At 35.3% G+C, this 18,070-nt stretch carries 17 protein-coding genes; 11 read left to right on the forward strand and 6 right to left on the reverse strand.

The window, feature by feature from the left end; all coding sequences use genetic code 11:
• Positions 1 to 8: 8 nt before the first annotated feature.
• Positions 9 to 1,007 carry a zinc-binding dehydrogenase gene (locus tag EDD62_RS01685; RefSeq protein WP_123807293.1) on the forward strand — a complete coding sequence of 333 codons (999 nt, stop codon included), beginning with the start codon at positions 9 to 11 and terminating at the stop codon, positions 1,005 to 1,007.
• A gap of 468 nt (positions 1,008 to 1,475) precedes the next feature.
• Here EDD62_RS01685 and EDD62_RS01690 read toward each other — a convergent pair whose 3' ends face one another.
• From EDD62_RS01690 to EDD62_RS01705, 4 genes are all read right to left on the reverse strand, one after another.
• Positions 1,476 to 2,165 carry a DUF3169 family protein gene (locus tag EDD62_RS01690; protein WP_123807294.1) on the reverse strand — a complete coding sequence of 230 codons (690 nt, stop codon included), beginning with the start codon at positions 2,163 to 2,165 and terminating at the stop codon, positions 1,476 to 1,478.
• Between the two features lies 1 nt (position 2,166).
• Positions 2,167 to 2,370 (reverse strand): helix-turn-helix transcriptional regulator, encoded by a 204-nt coding sequence (locus EDD62_RS01695; RefSeq protein ID WP_092984140.1) that lies wholly within the window; start codon positions 2,368 to 2,370, stop codon positions 2,167 to 2,169.
• Complete coding sequence (locus EDD62_RS01700) at positions 2,360 to 2,539, reverse strand: hypothetical protein (protein WP_123807295.1); 180 nt, start codon at positions 2,537 to 2,539, stop codon at positions 2,360 to 2,362. The genes EDD62_RS01695 and EDD62_RS01700 overlap by 11 nt, the downstream gene beginning before the upstream one ends.
• 212 nt (positions 2,540 to 2,751) lie before the next feature.
• Positions 2,752 to 3,813, reverse strand: a complete 1,062-nt coding sequence (locus EDD62_RS01705; protein WP_123807296.1) for a M24 family metallopeptidase — start codon at positions 3,811 to 3,813, stop codon at positions 2,752 to 2,754.
• A 114-nt stretch (positions 3,814 to 3,927) separates the two neighbouring features.
• Between EDD62_RS01705 and EDD62_RS01710 the strand changes: the two genes are divergently transcribed.
• Positions 3,928 to 4,623 (forward strand): metal-dependent hydrolase, encoded by a 696-nt coding sequence (locus tag EDD62_RS01710; protein WP_123807297.1) that lies wholly within the window; start codon positions 3,928 to 3,930, stop codon positions 4,621 to 4,623.
• A 225-nt stretch (positions 4,624 to 4,848) separates the two neighbouring features.
• On the opposite strand, the gene EDD62_RS01715 is transcribed toward EDD62_RS01710, so the two are convergent.
• Entirely contained in the window at positions 4,849 to 5,199 is a 351-nt protein-coding gene (locus tag EDD62_RS01715) for a YtpI family protein (protein WP_077140561.1), read from the reverse strand.
• A 302-nt stretch (positions 5,200 to 5,501) separates the two neighbouring features.
• Here EDD62_RS01715 and EDD62_RS01720 point away from each other — a divergent pair, with 302 nt between their 5' ends.
• The 7 genes from EDD62_RS01720 to pyk all read left to right on the forward strand — a co-directional run bounded on the left by EDD62_RS01720 (position 5,502) and on the right by pyk (position 14,748).
• Positions 5,502 to 6,458 (forward strand): DHH family phosphoesterase, encoded by a 957-nt coding sequence (locus EDD62_RS01720; RefSeq protein WP_123807298.1) that lies wholly within the window; start codon positions 5,502 to 5,504, stop codon positions 6,456 to 6,458.
• Positions 6,459 to 6,530: 72 nt separating this feature from the next.
• On the forward strand, positions 6,531 to 9,497 hold the full coding sequence (locus EDD62_RS01725) for a DNA polymerase III subunit alpha (protein WP_123807299.1): 2,967 nt from the start codon (positions 6,531 to 6,533) through the stop codon (positions 9,495 to 9,497).
• Between the two features lie 62 nt (positions 9,498 to 9,559).
• Positions 9,560 to 10,045, forward strand: coding sequence for a FadR/GntR family transcriptional regulator (locus EDD62_RS01730; protein ID WP_225971360.1), 486 nt, complete (start codon positions 9,560 to 9,562; stop codon positions 10,043 to 10,045).
• On the forward strand, positions 10,038 to 10,913 hold the full coding sequence (gene accD / locus EDD62_RS01735) for an acetyl-CoA carboxylase, carboxyltransferase subunit beta (RefSeq protein WP_123807773.1): 876 nt from the start codon (positions 10,038 to 10,040) through the stop codon (positions 10,911 to 10,913). The genes EDD62_RS01730 and accD overlap by 8 nt, the downstream gene beginning before the upstream one ends.
• Positions 10,907 to 11,854: an acetyl-CoA carboxylase carboxyltransferase subunit alpha gene (locus tag EDD62_RS01740; RefSeq protein ID WP_123807300.1), complete on the forward strand. Its 948-nt coding sequence runs from the start codon at positions 10,907 to 10,909 to the stop codon at positions 11,852 to 11,854. The genes accD and EDD62_RS01740 overlap by 7 nt, the downstream gene beginning before the upstream one ends.
• Positions 11,855 to 11,978: 124 nt before the next feature.
• Complete coding sequence (pfkA, locus tag EDD62_RS01745) at positions 11,979 to 12,938, forward strand: 6-phosphofructokinase (RefSeq protein ID WP_123807301.1); 960 nt, start codon at positions 11,979 to 11,981, stop codon at positions 12,936 to 12,938.
• A 49-nt stretch (positions 12,939 to 12,987) separates the two neighbouring features.
• On the forward strand, positions 12,988 to 14,748 hold the full coding sequence (pyk, locus tag EDD62_RS01750) for a pyruvate kinase (protein ID WP_077140556.1): 1,761 nt from the start codon (positions 12,988 to 12,990) through the stop codon (positions 14,746 to 14,748).
• An 80-nt stretch (positions 14,749 to 14,828) separates the two neighbouring features.
• Here pyk and EDD62_RS01755 read toward each other — a convergent pair whose 3' ends face one another.
• On the reverse strand, positions 14,829 to 15,233 hold the full coding sequence (locus tag EDD62_RS01755; protein WP_077140555.1) for an FxsA family protein: 405 nt from the start codon (positions 15,231 to 15,233) through the stop codon (positions 14,829 to 14,831).
• 265 nt (positions 15,234 to 15,498) lie between these two features.
• Between EDD62_RS01755 and EDD62_RS01760 the strand changes: the two genes are divergently transcribed.
• Positions 15,499 to 16,617 carry a citrate synthase gene (locus tag EDD62_RS01760; protein WP_077140554.1) on the forward strand — a complete coding sequence of 373 codons (1,119 nt, stop codon included), beginning with the start codon at positions 15,499 to 15,501 and terminating at the stop codon, positions 16,615 to 16,617.
• A gap of 101 nt (positions 16,618 to 16,718) precedes the next feature.
• Entirely contained in the window at positions 16,719 to 17,981 is a 1,263-nt protein-coding gene (icd, locus tag EDD62_RS01765) for an NADP-dependent isocitrate dehydrogenase (RefSeq protein WP_211329109.1), read from the forward strand.
• Positions 17,982 to 18,070: the final 89 nt, after the last annotated feature.

Raw genomic sequence — 18,070 nt, forward strand, 5'->3', positions numbered from 1 at the left:
TTTATTTCATGAAAGCAGTATATCATCAGGGTGAACAGAGTTTAAAAGGCGTGAAATATGGCGAGGTTGAAATTGACGAATTAAAAGATACAGATGTAAAAGTGAAGTTGAAGACGGCAGGTCTGAATCACAGGGATTTATTCATCCCGGGCCGTCACAATGAAAATGACTCATCACTCGTGCTCGGCTCAGACGGTGCGGGCGTTGTTGAAGAAGTCGGCAGCGGTGTGGACAATGTCAAAGTGGGCGACGAAGTCATCATCAACCCGGCGCTCGGCTGGAAAGAAAATGACGTGGCACCGCCGGAAGGCTTTGAAATTGTCGGATTCCCGTTCAATGGTACTTTTTCTGAATATATTGTACTGCCGGGAGAAAATGTTCTGCCGAAACCGGGACATTTGAACTGGCAAGAAGCGGGTGTGCTGGCATTGTCAGCGATGACAGCCTACCGCGCTTTATTTACAAGAGCGAAAGTGAAGGAAGGCATGACCGTATTGATCCCCGGCGCGACCGGCGGCGCAGGTACATTCCTGCTGCAGTTTGCGAAAGCTGCGGGCGCTGAAGTGTTTGTAACTTCGCGAGATGATTCAAAAATGGATACTTTACATGAGCTCGGTGCAGATAAAGTAATGCACAGCGAATCTGACTGGGACGGAGTGGAAGAAGGACTGGACGGTGAGAAGGTCGATGTTGTTATCGAGAGTGTCGGTGCAGCAACATTTAACAAGTCCGTCGACCAGCTGAAACGCGGCGGCACACTCGTTGCATTCGGCGCATCTGCTGGAGACACGGTTGACTTCAATCTGCGAAAATTCTTCTACGGCCAGTACAACCTGTTAGGATCAACGATGGCGAGTACAGAAGAGCTTGAGGAAATGCTCAAATTTATCGAGAAGCATAATATCAAGCCGGTCATGGATGAAAGCTATCCACTCGATAAATTCGAAGCGGCATTCGACAGACTCGACAAAGCGGACATGATGGGTAAAATCGTCTTTACAATATAGAATTTATTTTGGAGCAGGAGCCGGGTTCCCTTTGATGGGGGATGAGGGCTCCTGTTTTTTGTTATTTGGATGTTTGCCGTTTAGATAAGATGAAAAACTGCTGCATCTAAACGGAAACATGGTCGAAACGTTTAGATAGAATAAAAATCCAACCCATCTAAACACCAGGAGACTTCAAACGTTCAGTTAGCATCATAATCTCTGCCATCTAAACGCCAGGAGACTTCAAACGTTTAGTCAGCATCATAATCTCTGCCATCTAAACGCCTACAGTCATTCTCCGTTTAATTAACATGAAAAATCATCCTATCTAAACGCAATCTGCTCACCTGACTCACAATATCATCCCAAGTGAGCAGGCAGGAACAAAATCTGCTCACCTGGCACAGAAAATCATCTTAAGTAAGCAGTCCACAACAAAAACTGCTCACTCAGCTTGGAATTTAAAGCCGAATGAGCAGCATTATATTATTTCTCACGAATTTCCAATGAATATTTCAACTGGGATAATATCAGTATGACGCCGATTAAAATTATGGAGAATATTTGTGATTCGCCGGTAATTATCGAGTAGAAGATTAAAATCACTATCCCCATAAATAATCCCACCTGAACGAAATTATGGGTTTTATATAATCCGTTCAGCATGATGTGGCGTTCGCCTTCGTCACTTGATGCAAGCAATTTTTCAGCATATTTCTTATCTCCCACTTTAGGTAAATCTCTATCCGGATATAATTGTTCTATAAGGCTTGCCTGTGTAATTGTCAAGTACAGCACAACCAGATATGTGACACCTGAAATAAGAATTAACATAAAATGATATTCAATGATCATAAATATGGCAAGGGACATTACCGACATCATCATCGCCATCGTATTGACGACTTGTAAATCATTGTACTTGTTGTAGCGGTAAATGTCGTAGGCATCCATGTCCATGTATTTCGTATAGTCACCCGAAACTGTTTTGAGCTGTCTGTATAAATATATGCTGACAACTGCCAGTACGATTGAAACAGTTAACAAAATCATACCGATCCAGTAGTAGATGCTGTCCATATTGATATCGCTTGTTCCTGTAGCTATGATGCTGAGCATCAACCCCGCAATCGCCCCGAGGAATAAATACATCAGTAATCTTAATATCCGTTTCATTTTATAGCTCCTCCTCTTCGAAAATAAAAATCTCTTCAATCGGTTCGTCGAAAATTTTCGCTAAGCGTTTTGCTATCAGTAAAGATGGGATATAATCCTCACGTTCGATCAGGCTGATCGTCTGTCTGGAAACTTTCGCAAGTTTTGCGAGCTCTGTCTGGTTGAGCCGCTCTCTTGCACGGAGTTCCCTTAACCTAGTTTTCATGATAATCATCCTTTGCAGGTTCAATTTTTTTCAGTCCAAGAATGAACGCCACAATGGAACCAATCCACAGCAGTGGCGCATCTGCAACGAGGGGAATGATGATCAGGGCGGCTGCCATGTCATATAATTCTTGAATGCTAAAAAAGCTTTCTTGTCGTATAATGGTCATAAGGAGCACTCCTTCAGTCTTTTTATGGTTCTTTAGACAATGACCATTATACAGGATTTGGGGAGGTGCTCCCTTTTTTATATTTTGTACCCCTTGCGGCACAAGGGCTGAGAATTATGAAATTGATTCATGTAATATTAAATAAAAGCAGTAATACAGGATTTAGTCCCTGCATTACTGCTTTCGTTAAATTATTATTTTAAAGATTAAGATTAGAACTTTTCTTTTGGATATTTTGTTAGATACTCATAGCCGTCTTGTGTGACCTGTATATCATCTTCGATTCTTACGCCAACATCATTAGGGATATAAATCCCAGGTTCAATCGTAATGACCATACCTTCTTGTAGTGTGTCGTTGTTATGTTCAGTGACAAATGGGGCTTCATGAACATCTAGTCCAATGCCATGACCAAGTCGATGTGGAAAGTATTTCCCGTATCCTGCGTCTGTGATGTGTTGTCTAGCGGTTTGATCTAGTTCACTAAGCTTAACACCTGGTTTAATTTTTTCAATTGCTTTTTGTTGTGCTTCCAACACAATGTTGTAAATCTTTTTAGCATGATTAGTCACGTTACCGAATTGAACTGTACGCGTAATATCTGATGCGTAACCTTTATGTATAACACCAAGGTCAAATAATACAAGTTCATTCTCTTGCAATGTTCTATCATTCGGTTCGCCGTGTGGGCTTGCTGCATGATCTCCAAATAATACCATCGTATCAAAGCTCATACGTTTAATTCCTTTTTGCTTCATTGCTTTTTCAATGATTGAGATGACCTCTACTTCAGATATCCCGACCTTAAGTGAATCGACACCAATTTGAATAGCTTCGTCAGCAATTTGAGCAGACTCACGCATAATCATAAGCTCATCGTCTCTTTTAATTTGACGATTTTCGATTAGTAGTTGATCTAATGCTTTGAACGAAGTTACACCATGAGCTTCTAATTCTTCCATACGTGCCATAGTAGTATATCCTTTATCGACATAAATCGATTGTGGAAGTTCGAAAGGTAATAACTTATATGGATTATCTGTATCATTGTAGCCGATATGTTCGCCATTAAATGGTGAATTTGATATATCTATATGCTCCATGTTTGGTGCAACTAAGTATTCCTGACCGTCATTTGATAACACATATGCAAATAGACGTTCATGAGGATTAGCAAGATATCCTGTCATATAATATATGTTAATAGGATCTTGAATCCACATTAATGGAGTTTCGTCGGTTAAATATTTTTTAAATATATCTTTCATAGTCATTTGTAACGCCTCGCTTTTAATTATTTTAAGTTTGGGTATATAAAATATATAATTAAATATGTATCAATAAAAATCATTAATATCACAATACCATAACTTGAGGAGGAATAAAAAATGAAAGTTTCATATCATGGTCATTCTATTGTCTATATAGAACATAATGATCAAAAAGTCATTATTGATCCATTTATTAATGGTAATGAATTGACAGATTTAAAGGCAGATGAATTGGAAGTAGATATTATTATATTGACGCATGGTCATAACGATCACGTTGGTGATACGGCTTTAATTGCTAAAAATAATAAAGCAACGGTTGTCGCGCCAGTTGAGCTAGCGCAATACTTAGAGTCAGTCGGAGTAGAAAATACTATCGGAATGAATATTGGAGGAGAGAAAGCATTTGACTTTGGACGTGTTAAATTTGTACAAGCATTCCATAGTTCAAGTTATACTGACGACGAAGGTGTAATTCATTACACTGGAATGCCGACTGGGTTAATATTAATAGTTGAAGATGAAGTAATTTATCATTTGGGAGATACTTCGCTATTTAGTGATATAAAATTTATTAGTGAATATCATCAAGTGACAACAGCATTTGTTCCCGTCGGTGATCACTTTACGATGGGAATTGAAGATGCAGCATATGCGGTCAATGAATGGATTAAGCCAAAGCGTGTTATACCAATTCATTTCGATACGTTTCCACCAATTAAAGTTGATATTGGTGAATTTAGTAAACTTGTCACTAGTGAAGAGGTTGAAGTTCAAATATTGAAACCGGGTGAACAAGTTAGTTTTAAGTAAGAGTGGCTAACGATTATTAATATCAATAAATTCGTATATGTGATATTTAAATCGTAATTATAAAGAATAAAGTATATCGTCATGAGTATATTTTAAATTTAAAATATCCCTATAATATTCGATAGAATTATCCAATATTATAGGGATATTTACTTGTTTTGTTTTTATTTTTATTTTTGTCTTTTTAATTTTAATTTTAAATTTTTTAATTCTCTTTTTAATTACTTATTTCTTTTTATACTTTTTTGTTTCCATTTTACGATATGCTTCTTCCTCAATTGGAAGATTATTTTTGAAATACTTTCTACGTATATTAAATTGATATACGATAAATGCTCCATATATAATCAATATAGCGCAAATAATGTATACGGCAATGCCTTTAAATAAAGAGAGCTGAACGATCGCAAAGGTAATCATTAAAGCCCCTAAACACATATGATAAATACTACGATAATAGGCTTTTAATACATCACGTCTTGTTCTGACTTGTTTAACTTTGTACAAAATAGTAAAAAATAACGCAATAAACATCAGTGTGATTATAAATGCTGCAAATACTGGTGTTACTTCCATAGTTATAAGCCTCCAAAAAACATTTAAAAATTTATATAGATCATAAAATACATTATGATTAAATAGTAGATAATAGATGTAACCTATAAATCATATCTAATATAATTAATATGAATAAACTTAAATATATTGCACTAATTCAAGTTAATTGATATTGGATTTATTTATTAACAATTTAATGATAATAATATAGTATATATTTCTAATCACTATTTTTTATATATAGAATTAATACAAATAATAAAAAATATTATAACATAATATAACATAAAATTAATAATAGAATGAGGACGGTATAATTTATGAATGGATTGAAGAATGAAATACTTAATAAAATTGTTAAAAATGATTCGATTGTGATTGCTAGACATGTCAGGCCTGATCCAGATGCAGTTGGTTCTCAACTTGGATTAAAGACAATGATATTGAACCAATTTCCTAGCAAAAAAGTTTTTACAGTCGGAGAGGATGTAGATTCATTATCATTTATCGGAAAGATGGATTCGGTCGATGAAGCTACTTTGAAAGAAAGTCTTCATATTATTTTAGATACTTCAAATTATGACCGAATTGACCACCCCAATAAAGAGCTAATTGGGGAGTCGATTAAGATTGACCATCATCCAATTGTCGAACAATATGGTGAATTAAATTATGTAGATACAAAATGTTCTAGTACATGTGAAGTTTTAATGACTTTATTCGATTATTGGGATTTTAATCATTTCGATTACTCAAAAACATTAGCGAAGTATTTATATATTGGTATGGTCGGTGATACGGGGCGATTTATGTATAATAATACGACATCACAGACATTAAATTTTGCAGGAAAGTTGTTAGAATCAGGACTGGATCATCAACAATTATTAAATGAGATGTATGAAAAACCATTTGGACAATTGAAGTTACAAAGTTTCTTTATTGAAAACATTAAATTGTATCGCAATCATATTGCCTATGTTCAATTAACAGAGGAACAGATGAAGTCACATCAGTTTGATCCTAAAGAATCAAGTCAATACGTGAATATTATGAGTGGTATTGAAGGTGTTAAAATTTGGGTGCTCTTTACTGAATTGCGTGATGAAGGCATCATTCGTGTGAATATTCGTTCGAAAGATGTAGTCATTAACACTGTAGCTGAAGCGTTTAATGGCGGAGGTCATCCTCAAGCAAGTGGTGCGACTATATATAATTTTGAAGAGGTAAATCACGTATTAAATCAACTCAATGATGCTTTAGAGGAGCATTCTTAAGAGTAAATGTTTTAAAGTTAGGTGTTTATTACCATGTCTCATTTTTAATAGATTGCTGAAAGGAGTCATGACATGTTCATATTAGATGTTAGAAGCCACTTTGAATTATTGAAATCAACATTATCGATTGATGAAATTGTAGAATATGCGAAAGAGAACGGATATACAAGTGTTGCCATTGCGGATGAATACTCATTTCATTACGCGTTGAAACTGAGAAATCGTTGTATAGATCATGATATAAAACCAATTTACGGCATCACGATTTGGATTTCAGATGGCATCGATGATTTTGAATGTCAACTCTATGCTAAGTCTAATAAAGGTTTTCGTTATTTGATGTACTTAACAAGTCGTGTGAATACTGAACAATTACAAGTTGTCCCAATTGAATGGCTTCAAAAAATTGCAGATGAAATTGTTATTGTCGCTCGTCTTGCGACAGAATCTTGTAGTGAAATGTTACAACAAATCGATAGTGATTATATTTATATAGATCAACTTTCAAAAACAGATGCATTTGAGAAAATCTATGTGGAAACTTGTAGGTATTTAGATGATGCTGATCAAAATGCACTAAAAGCATTAGCAGCAATGGATGAACATATGAGCTATCACGATGTAGTCGTAAAGTATCCACATACTTCTTTGCATCATATGCATAAAATAATTCAAGCTCACGATGTGGATCATGGACAATTGATTAATATGACAGAGAAAATTGAACAGTTATGTAAAGTAGATTTATCGTTCGATGAGAAACACTTGCCTAGCTTCAAATTCCACCCTTATGAGACAAGTGATGAAGCATTAAATGTTTTACTAAAACATTATATTAATAAAATGCCATTTTGGAATGAAGACTATGAACAACGGTTACAATATGAGCTAGAAGTCATTCGTGAGATGGGCTTTAGTGATTATTTCTTAATTGTTCATGATATTATCGCACATTGTAGGAAGAATCATATTTATGTTGGACCTGGTCGTGGTTCCAGTGCAGGTTCATTAGTATGTTACACCCTTGGAATTACTCAAGTTGATCCACTGGAACATCAGTTGTTATTCGAGCGTTTTTTAAACAAAGAACGTGTCACAATGCCTGATATTGATATCGACTTTGAAGATCGTTATCGACAAAAAGTGGTAAATTATATCGTTGAGCGATATGGAGAACAACACGTTGCGAACATTGTCACGTATACCCATTTAACGTTAAAAGGGATATCGAGAGAAATCGCTAGAATTCTAAAGCTATCTAAACAAGATGTCGATATGATTGTAAAATGGATCAATAAGGACGAAGTGAATAAAGTCAGTGATTTGTTACAGAAGGAATCATTTGTTCAGTGGATGAATGAGCATGAATTGATACATCAATGGTTTACGATCGCACAATCACTAGAAGGGATTCCCAAAAATACTGGGACTCATGCGGCCGGTGTCGTTGTCACAGGTGAAAAAATTATTAAATTCACACCACTACTAATACAAAATGATGCGTTAACAACCGGATGGGATATGAATGAAGTAGAGCAAGCAGGACTGCTAAAAATTGATATACTGGGGCTAAAAAATTTGACGATGCTCCATCGTATAGTTGATAAAGTGAATCAATATGATCATTCATTTAAATTAAATCAAATGAATATGGAAGATTCAAAAGTGTATGAACTCATTGCGGATGCAAAAACGATGGGGGTATTCCAACTTGAATCAGACGGGATGAGAGCGGCATTAAAACAGGTTAAGCCAAAGCAATTTAGTGATGTCGTAGCTGTCATTGCATTGTTTAGGCCAGGACCGATGGAACAAATTACTACGTTCTCGGAGCGATTACATCATGCTTCAAAAGTTGAATATCTGCATAATGATCTAAAGCTAATCCTGGAGGAGACTCAAGGCATTATTGTTTATCAAGAACAAATTATGCAAATTGCTAATAAAATCGCAGCATTCAATTATGCTGAAGCGGACTTATTAAGACGAGCAATGAGTAAGAAGAATAAAACCTTACTTCAAAGTTATCAAAAGACGTTCGTTCGACAGGCTGTAGCCAATGGTTATGATGAATCATTGGCAATCGAAATATATCATTTGATTGAAAAGTTCGCAAACTATGGCTTTAACAAAAGTCATTCTGTCGCATATAGTAAAATAATTTATCAACTTGCTTATTTGAAAGTTCATCATCCACATGCTTTTTATACAGAAGCGTTAAATTTAGCCACAAACGACACAAATAAAACGATGATTTTGCTACAAGAAGCAAAATCATTAGGATTAAAAATTTATGGACCATCTGTGAGTTATTCCACATATTATTATTCAACTGTAAAAGATGGTATTCGTATGCCACTTAAAGTCATTAAGCATGTCGGACCTAATGTAGCGAAGGATATCATTAAAGAATGTCAACAAGGTGGTACATATCGTGATTTATTTGATTTTACAAGTCGATTGAAAGCATCTAAAATATCAAGAAGTGTATATGAATCATTAATTTATGCAGGTGCAATGGATGAATTTGGTGTCGATCGAGCAACTTTATTAAGGTCATTAGATCATGCGATGAGTATTGGCTCTGAAGTCAATGAAAACTCCTATTTTAATCAAGTATTTACACCCAAAAAAGATTATATTAAAGGCTCGAATATGGATGATGCAACAAAATTGAATAAGGAAATTGAAGTATTAGGCATTTATGTATCGAGTCATCCTGTAGAACTCTATGACGATTTCAGGAGAGAAAGAGGCATTCCGTTGATTACCGAGGTAGAAATAAACACAGTAAGTGAATTCATTGTTTATGTCGAGCAGTGCAAAGTCATCACAACAAAGCACAACCGTGAAATGGCCTTTCTTGAGTTATATGACGGTGTAACGACGATTGATGGTGTGGTTTTTCCAGATCAATATTTCAACATAAAACAATATTTGGATGAACAAATTATGATTATTTATGGTAAAAAGCAAGAGCGCAATGGACGTGAACAAATAGTCGTTCAAGATATTAAGTCATTACCTACATCACAGTAAAACTTTATCGAAGATTAAAGGTATGATATATTATTCATAGTGGTCAGACCAGTGGAGAGGTAGTGAATAGTGTGCAAACAGAAGAACAACGCGGTTTTATGTACATCATTAAATCATTGCAACAATTAATACATGATGAATCTCTCAATGCAGGAGACAAACTACCATCTGAAAGATATTTAGCAACGACATTAAATGTCGGTCGAAGTAGTATTCGAGAAGCGTTGAGAGCGTTAGAACTTATAGGAGTTATTGAAGTTCGACGCGGTGAAGGGACATATTTATGTCACATAGAAGATCATCAGTTGTTTGAAATTATTGCACAATTTCTTATTCATAGTGATGAACAACGGACCAATATATTAGAAATTCAAGAAGTGTTTAGACGTTATATCGCTCAAGAGATGAACATTAAAGAAGGAGATTTGGACGTAGCGAAAGAAACATTGTTCAACTATGATAACGATCTTATGATTCGAATATATTCATTGCTCGATCAGTATATAGAGACGTTTGATAAAGGGGAAAATGAGCATGGTGATGATTAAACAATTATTTAAAAGAAATAAAAAGAGAAAATATGTCTCAATAGAACAAAAAAAAGAGATAGATGTGCCAGAAGGGATTATGATTAAATGTGATTCATGTAAAAAAATTATGTATTCAAAAGAGGTTATTAAGAATAATCACGTTTGTTATAATTGCGACTATCATATGATGATGACCGCACATGATAGAATTGAAAGTGTTATTGATAAAGGGACATTCGAAGAATTATTTGAACATATTACTTCGGTCAATCCTTTGAACTTCCCAAAATATGAAGAAAAAATAAATAAAGATCAAAAAAAGACGAATTTAAAAGAGGCATGCATTACAGGTGTTGGGGAAATAAATGGATCAAAAACGGCCATTGGTGTGATGGATGCGCACTTCATAATGGGAAGTATGGGCAGTGCTGTCGGTGAAAAAATTACTCGAATTATTGAGCATGCAACAGCTAACCAACTTCCTTTTATATTGTTTACAGCTAGTGGTGGCGCACGTATGCAAGAAGGAATTTTATCGTTAATGCAAATGGCTAAGACGAGTGTTGCTTTAAAAAAACATGATGAAGCAGGCTTGTTATATATCGCATATTTAACACATCCAACAACAGGGGGTGTATCTGCTTCTTTCGCCTCAGTAGGAGATATAAATATTTCTGAACCAGGTGCGTTAATTGGATTTGCAGGCCGAAGAATTATTGAACAAACGATAGGTGAAGATCTACCTGATGATTTCCAAACGGCTGAGTTTCTATTAGAACACGGGATGCTCGATATGGTGGTGCATCGTAAAGATATGAAGAAAACGTTGGGTCAAATTTTAGAATTGCATACAACGAATGATCAAGGTGGTGAGATGAGATGTTAGAGTTTGAACAACCGTTGAAAAAAATGACGGATGAGATTAAAAGATTACAAGAGGAAGACAGACAAAGCGAACTAATTGATCATTCAAAAGAAATTGCAAAACTTCAATATATGTATGAAATGAAAGCGAAAGAGATTTACTCGAACTTACAACCATGGCATCGTGTACAGCTTGCTAGAGTTCTAGAGCGGCCAACGATTAAAGACTATATTCCGCAAATTTTTGAACACTTTATTGCCCTAGAGGGAGACAGACGATTCGGTGCAGATTATGCAATGTACGGCGGTATTGCAAAAATAAACAATCAAGCTGTCACGGTGATTGGACAGCTTCGTGGAAAAAACACGAAAGATAACTTACATCATAATTTTGGCATGGCACATCCAGAAGGATATCGTAAAGCGTTACGCTTAATGAAGCAAGCGAATAAATTCAATAGACCAATCATTACATTCGTTGATACTAAAGGAGCATTCCCAGGTAAAGCTGCTGAAGAACGGGGTCAAAGCGAAGCAATTGCAACAAATTTAGTAGAGATGGCTGGTCTTAATGTCCCAATCATAACGATTGTAATCGGTGAAGGCGGTAGTGGAGGCGCTTTAGGTATCGCTGTAAGCAATGAAGTCTATATGTTAGAGAATTCTACATATTCAGTGATTTCACCTGAAGGTGCTGCGGCACTGCTATGGAAGGATGCCAAAAAAGCAAACTTAGCAGCTGAAAAAATGGCGATTACAGCGCAAGATGTTAAATCTTTGAATGTCATCGATGGCATCATAGAAGAACCACAAGGTGGTGCACATTGTGATATTGAAGCAACAGCTCAATCAATTAAAGAAGTAATTGTTCAATTTATGAAACGTTATGAGGGGCGATCTGCTGAAGAGATTAAATCAGATCGGTATTATAAATTTAGACAAATTGGTGAATTTACAGAATAATTTTAAATTTAAGCGCATACATTGCAAAGTACCATTCTCTATTAGTGGAATGGTACTTATTTTTGTGATAATTTTAAAGTGTAATGAAAATTTAATGTTATTGAAAATATGAAAGAGTGATATGATGAAAAAGATTGCAGTATTAACAAGTGGAGGAGATTCCCCAGGTATGAATGCCGCGGTTCGTGCAGTCACTAGAAAAGCAATTTATCATGGGATTGAAGTCTATGGTGTATATAACGGATACCAGGGATTATTGCAAGATAAAATAGAGAAACTAGAGCTTGGTAGTGTTGGTGATACAATCCAGCGTGGAGGAACATTTTTAAGATCTGCTAGGTGTCCTGAATTTAAAGATAAAGAAGTCCGAAAGCAAGCGATCGAAAACCTATACAAAAGAGGAATTGAAGCATTGGTCGTAATCGGTGGAGATGGTAGTTATCGTGGCGCACAACGATTAAATGAAGAAGGAATTAAAACGATTGCTGTACCGGGAACAATCGATAATGATATTAATGGTACCGACTTTACGATTGGCTTTGATACGGCATTGAACACGATTATTGATACGGTCGATAAGATTAGAGATACTGCATCGAGCCATGAGAGAACATTTATTATTGAAGTAATGGGAAGAGATGCTGGAGATTTAGCACTTTGGGCTGGACTTGCAGGTGGTGCAGAAACGATTCTAATCCCTGAAGAGAAAGTTCAAATAGAACACATTGCTGAGCGTATCCAAAAAGGAATCGAACGTGGGAAAAAGCATTCGGTTATTATCGTTGCAGAAGGTGTCATGAGTGCCAATGAGTGTAGCCAAGAATTAAAGAAATATATCAATGTCGATACGCGAGAATCAGTTCTTGGGCATATGCAACGTGGTGGTGCACCAACAGGTGTTGATCGAGTTCTTGCGTCAAGACTTGGAGCATATGCTGTTGAGTTGTTGATGAATAATGAATCAGGGTACGCAGTCGGAATTAAATCAAATCACTTATCTAAAACAACGTTCGACGAGGTATTTAAAGAAGCTCACCAAATTGATCACAAGTTATATCAATTATCTGAAGAATTATCGATTTAATCAAAGTGTATTAATATATTTATTTTAATAAAATTTTGGAGGGAAAAATATGCGTAAAACGAAAATAGTGTGTACGATTGGGCCAGCATCAGAATCAAAGGAAAAATTACACGCTTTAATGGAAGCTGGTATGAATATTGCTCGACTTAATTTTTCACATGGTGATTATGAAGAGCATCAAGCAAGAATTGAAAATATTAGAGAAGTATCAAAATCATTAAATAAAACAGTTGGTATTTTACTTGATACAAAAGGACCTGAAATAAGAACACATAATATGAAAGATGATGCGATTGAATTAACGAAAGGTTCTAAACTTGCAGTATCAATGAAAGAAGTTTTAGGGGATACTGATAAAATTTCAGTGACTTATGCAGATTTAATTCATGACGTATCGGAAGGTTCTAAAATACTATTGGATGATGGGTTAATTGGTTTGACTGTAGAATCTGTTGATCAAGATCACCAATTGATTCATACAGTCGTCAATAATAATGGAACGTTGAAAAATAAAAAAGGTGTAAATGTTCCAGGAGTATCAGTTAATTTACCGGGGATTACTGAAAAAGATGCAAGTGACATCCGCTTTGGTATCGAACAAGGTGTTGACTTTATTGCAGCAAGTTTTATTAGAAGACCCAGTGATGTACTTGAGATTAGAGAATTGCTTGAAGAAACAGACGCTACACACATTCAAATAATCCCTAAAATCGAAAATGAAGAAGGAATCTTGAATATTGATTCAATTTTAGAAGTATCTGATGGATTAATGATCGCTCGTGGTGACATGGGTGTGGAAATTCCACCTGAAAAAGTACCGATGGTCCAAAAAGACTTAGTTAGAAAGTGTAATATTTTAGGGAAACCTGTCATCACGGCGACTCAAATGCTTGATTCAATGCAACGTAACCCTAGATGTACGAGAGCAGAAGCAAGCGATGTTGCTAACGCGATTTATGATGGCACAGATGCAGTCATGCTGAGTGGTGAAACAGCCGCCGGGGATTATCCAGTAGAATCAGTTCAAACGATGCATAATATTGCTTATCAAGCAGAAGAAGCACAAGATTACAAAAAACTATTAAGTGAAAGAACAAAAGATTTACAAACAAACTTAGTGACAGCAATAGGTGTATCTGTTGCACATACTGCGTTAAACTTAAATTGTACAACGATTGTTGCAGCAACAGAGAGAGGCCATACACCTAGAATTATATCTAAGTATCGTCCGCATGCACATATTGTTGCAGTCACACCGTATGATCATATCGCTAGACAGCTTGCATTAGTATGGGGTGTTGTACCAGTTGTTAAAAAAGGTAAAAACGATACCGATGAATTATTGAGAAAATCTGTAATCGCAGCACAAGAAACAGGACTCGTGAAGACAGGTGATTTAATCATTATCACTGCAGGTGTACCGACAGGACAAGCAGGAACGACGAACTTGATGAAAGTACATCTTGTTGGTGAGACACTGATTAAAGCTCAAGGGATTGGACGAGCTTCAACGGTAGGACATGCAATCAAAGTAAAAGATGTAGCATCGTTAGAAAATCAAAATTTATCTGATAAAATTATTGTTGCACAAAGCACGCATAAAGACATGGTGCCTTACCTTGAACAATGTAAAGGAATAGTCGTTGAAGAAGGTGGATTGACAAGTCATGCCGCGATTGTCGGATTAAACTTATCGAAACCAACAATTGTCGGTGCAAATGATATCATGAATCTTATTGAAGATGGTCAATTGATTACGATTGACGCAGAGCAAGGAACAGTCTTTGAAGGACACGCGAATGTATTGTAATAATTAATATAGAAAAGCTCGAACGAAATAAATCGTTCGAGCTTTTCTGTTATTAAAAGTGTATTGTTTTAATCATAACGTTATGGTCTAAATCGGTTTGACCTGATAATGACTGTCCCTTTTTGCCTCATTTTATGCATTACATATCCTTTAATCGTTGATATAACGTAATGTTGAACTTTAGGTATTAATAGAATAATACCAATAATATCTCCGATAAATCCTGGCAACACTACAAGTGCGCCGACAATAATTAATAATATTGATTTAAATATAGAATACTCAGGCGTGACACCACGTTCCAAGGATGACTTAACTTGTTGCCAATTTAATTTTGAATACCGTTTGACGATATAGCCACCAATTAAGCTCGTTAACATCACCCCTAAAAATGTATATACAAAACCTATGGCATCACTAATATATATTAATGTAAATATCTCTATGATGAATATCATGATAAAGAATAATAATAACTTCCTCATATTCTCACTCCGCTCTTTAAAATCATGTGGACATATTATACCAAAAATAGACATTAAAAGCACAAGATTTAATATTCATGAAATCAGTTTAAAAGATTAATATGTCTGAAAAAACTGAAATTTATATCTTTAAGGGTAAGTATGTAAAACAAATACATTCACAAAAGGTTAATTTTTATATATAATAGTAATTGATACATCATGTTAAATTTAAAATATTTCAATTATTTTGACATGATGATTAAATTGCGAAGGAGTTTTGATTATGTCTGAACAAAAAAAGGGTTTAGAAGGTGTTATTGCTTCTGAAACTAGAATTAGCTCTATAGTAGGTGATCAATTAACATACGCAGGATATAAAATTGATGACTTGGCTGAAAACGCTTTATTTGAAGAAGTGATTTTCTTATTATGGAATTTCAGGTTGCCAAATCAAGATGAGTTGACTGATTTACAACAACAATTAACAGAGCATATGTCATTAAATCCAAGAATGTATAGTCATTTTGAAGATTATGCAACGGATAAAATACATCCTATGGCTGGACTTCGTACTTCATTATCTTACTTAGCTCATTTCGATGAGAAATCTGAAGATATGTCTGATGAAGTTAATATGAAGAAAGCAATCAGAATTCAAGCGAAAATTGCCTCTTTAGTTGCGGCGTTCAGTCGCGTGCGTCAAGGTAAAGAAGTATTGAAGCCTAAAGCTGAATATTCATATGCTAAAAACTTCTTATATATGTTATTTGGTGAGGAACCAACTGATGTTCAAGTTGAAGGATTTAATAAAGCATTAGTATTGCATGCGGATCATGAATTAAACGCTTCAACATTTACAGCACGAGTTTGTGTAGCAACTTTAAGTGATATGTACTCAGGTGTTACTGCAGCTGCGGGTGCATTAAAAGGTCCTTTACACGGTGGCGCAAATGAACAAGTAATCAAAATGATTACTGAAATTGGTTCATTAGATAAAGTTGATGAATACATTTATAACAAATTAGAGAACAAAGAAAAAATTATGGGTATGGGACATCGTGTATACAAAAGTGGTGACCCACGTGCTAAATTTTTAAAAGAAATGAGTCGTAAATTAACTGAAGAAAACGGTAAAAAAGAATTCTTTGAAATTTCATTACGTATTGCTGAAATCGTTGAAAAAGAAAAAGGATTACTTCCGAATGTCGATTTCTTTAGTGCGACAGTATATGATACGATGGGTATTGAGCATGATTTGTTCACGCCGATATTTGCGATTAGTCGTACGTCAGGATGGATTGCACATATTTTAGAACAGTATTCAGATAATAGACTGATTAGACCTCGTGCTGAGTATATTGGTGAAACAGATCGTAAATATACACCGATAGAAGAAAGATAAATTAAATTTTTTAGATGAATATCTTCAAATTTATTTATGTATATTAAATTGATTACTCGTTATAAATTAGTAATTATAAAAAATTCTAGGAGGACTATATTATGGCAGATAAAATTACAACACAAAATGGTGAATTACAAGTTTCAAATAATCCAATCATTCCTTTCATTGAAGGTGATGGAATTGGTCCAGATATCTGGAAAGCTGCAAGTAAAGTTTTAGATGCAGCAGTTGAAAAAGCGTACAATGGAGAAAAGAAAATCGAATGGAAAGAAGTTTATGCGGGTCAAAAAGCTTTCGATAAAACTGGTGAATGGTTACCTGAAGAGACATTAAATACAATTCGTGAATATTTAATTGCGATTAAAGGTCCATTAACAACACCAATTGGCGGAGGTATTCGCTCATTAAACGTTGCATTACGTCAAGAATTAGACTTATTTACATGTTTACGTCCCGTTCGTTATTTTGAAGGTGTACCGTCTCCTGTTAAACGTCCAGAAGATACAGATATGGTTATTTTCCGTGAAAATACTGAAGATATTTATGCAGGCATTGAATTTAAAGAAGGAACGCCTGAAGTGAAGAAAGTGATTGATTTCTTACAAAACGAAATGGGTCAAACGAATATTAGATTCCCTGAGACTTCAGGTATTGGAATTAAGCCAGTTTCTAAAGAAGGAACTGAAAGATTAGTTCGTGCAGCGATTCAATATGCAATTGACAACAACCGTAAAAATGTAACGTTAGTACACAAAGGTAACATTATGAAATTTACTGAAGGTTCATTTAAGGCTTGGGGTTATGAGCTTGCTGAGCGTGAGTTTGGAGATAAAGTATTTACTTGGAAAGAGTACGATAGAATTGTCGAAGAAGATGGAAAAGATGCAGCGAATAAAGCACAAGATGATGCTGTTGCAGCCGGCAAACTAATCGTTAAAGATTCAATCGCTGATATTTTCTTACAACAAATACTAACTCGTCCTGCTGAGTTTGATGTTGTTGCAACGATGAATTTAAATGGTGATTATATTTCTGATGCATTAGCTGCTCAAGTGGGTGGTATTGGGATTGCACCAGGCGCTAATATTAACTATGAAACGGGTCATGCTATTTTTGAAGCGACACATGGCACGGCGCCGAAATATGCAGGCATGGACAAAGTTAACCCATCATCAGTATTATTAAGTGGTGTATTAATGTTAGAACATCTAAAATGGCAAGAAGCAGCAGATTTAGTAACGAAAGCTGTTGAGAAAACAATTGCGTCTAAAGTCGTAACATATGACTTTGCCCGTTTAATGGACGGTGCGACTGAAGTGAAATGTTCTGAATTTGCAGATGAATTGATCAAAAATATGTAATATTAAAATGCGAATTTGAAAGCTCTAACGTTTTTGTTAGAGCTTTATTTTTATTCTTTATGATTATAGTTTTTCAATAGTAGAAATTT

It is taken from the genome of Abyssicoccus albus, assembly GCF_003815035.1.
Taxonomy (GTDB): Bacteria; Bacillota; Bacilli; order Staphylococcales; family Abyssicoccaceae; genus Abyssicoccus; species Abyssicoccus albus.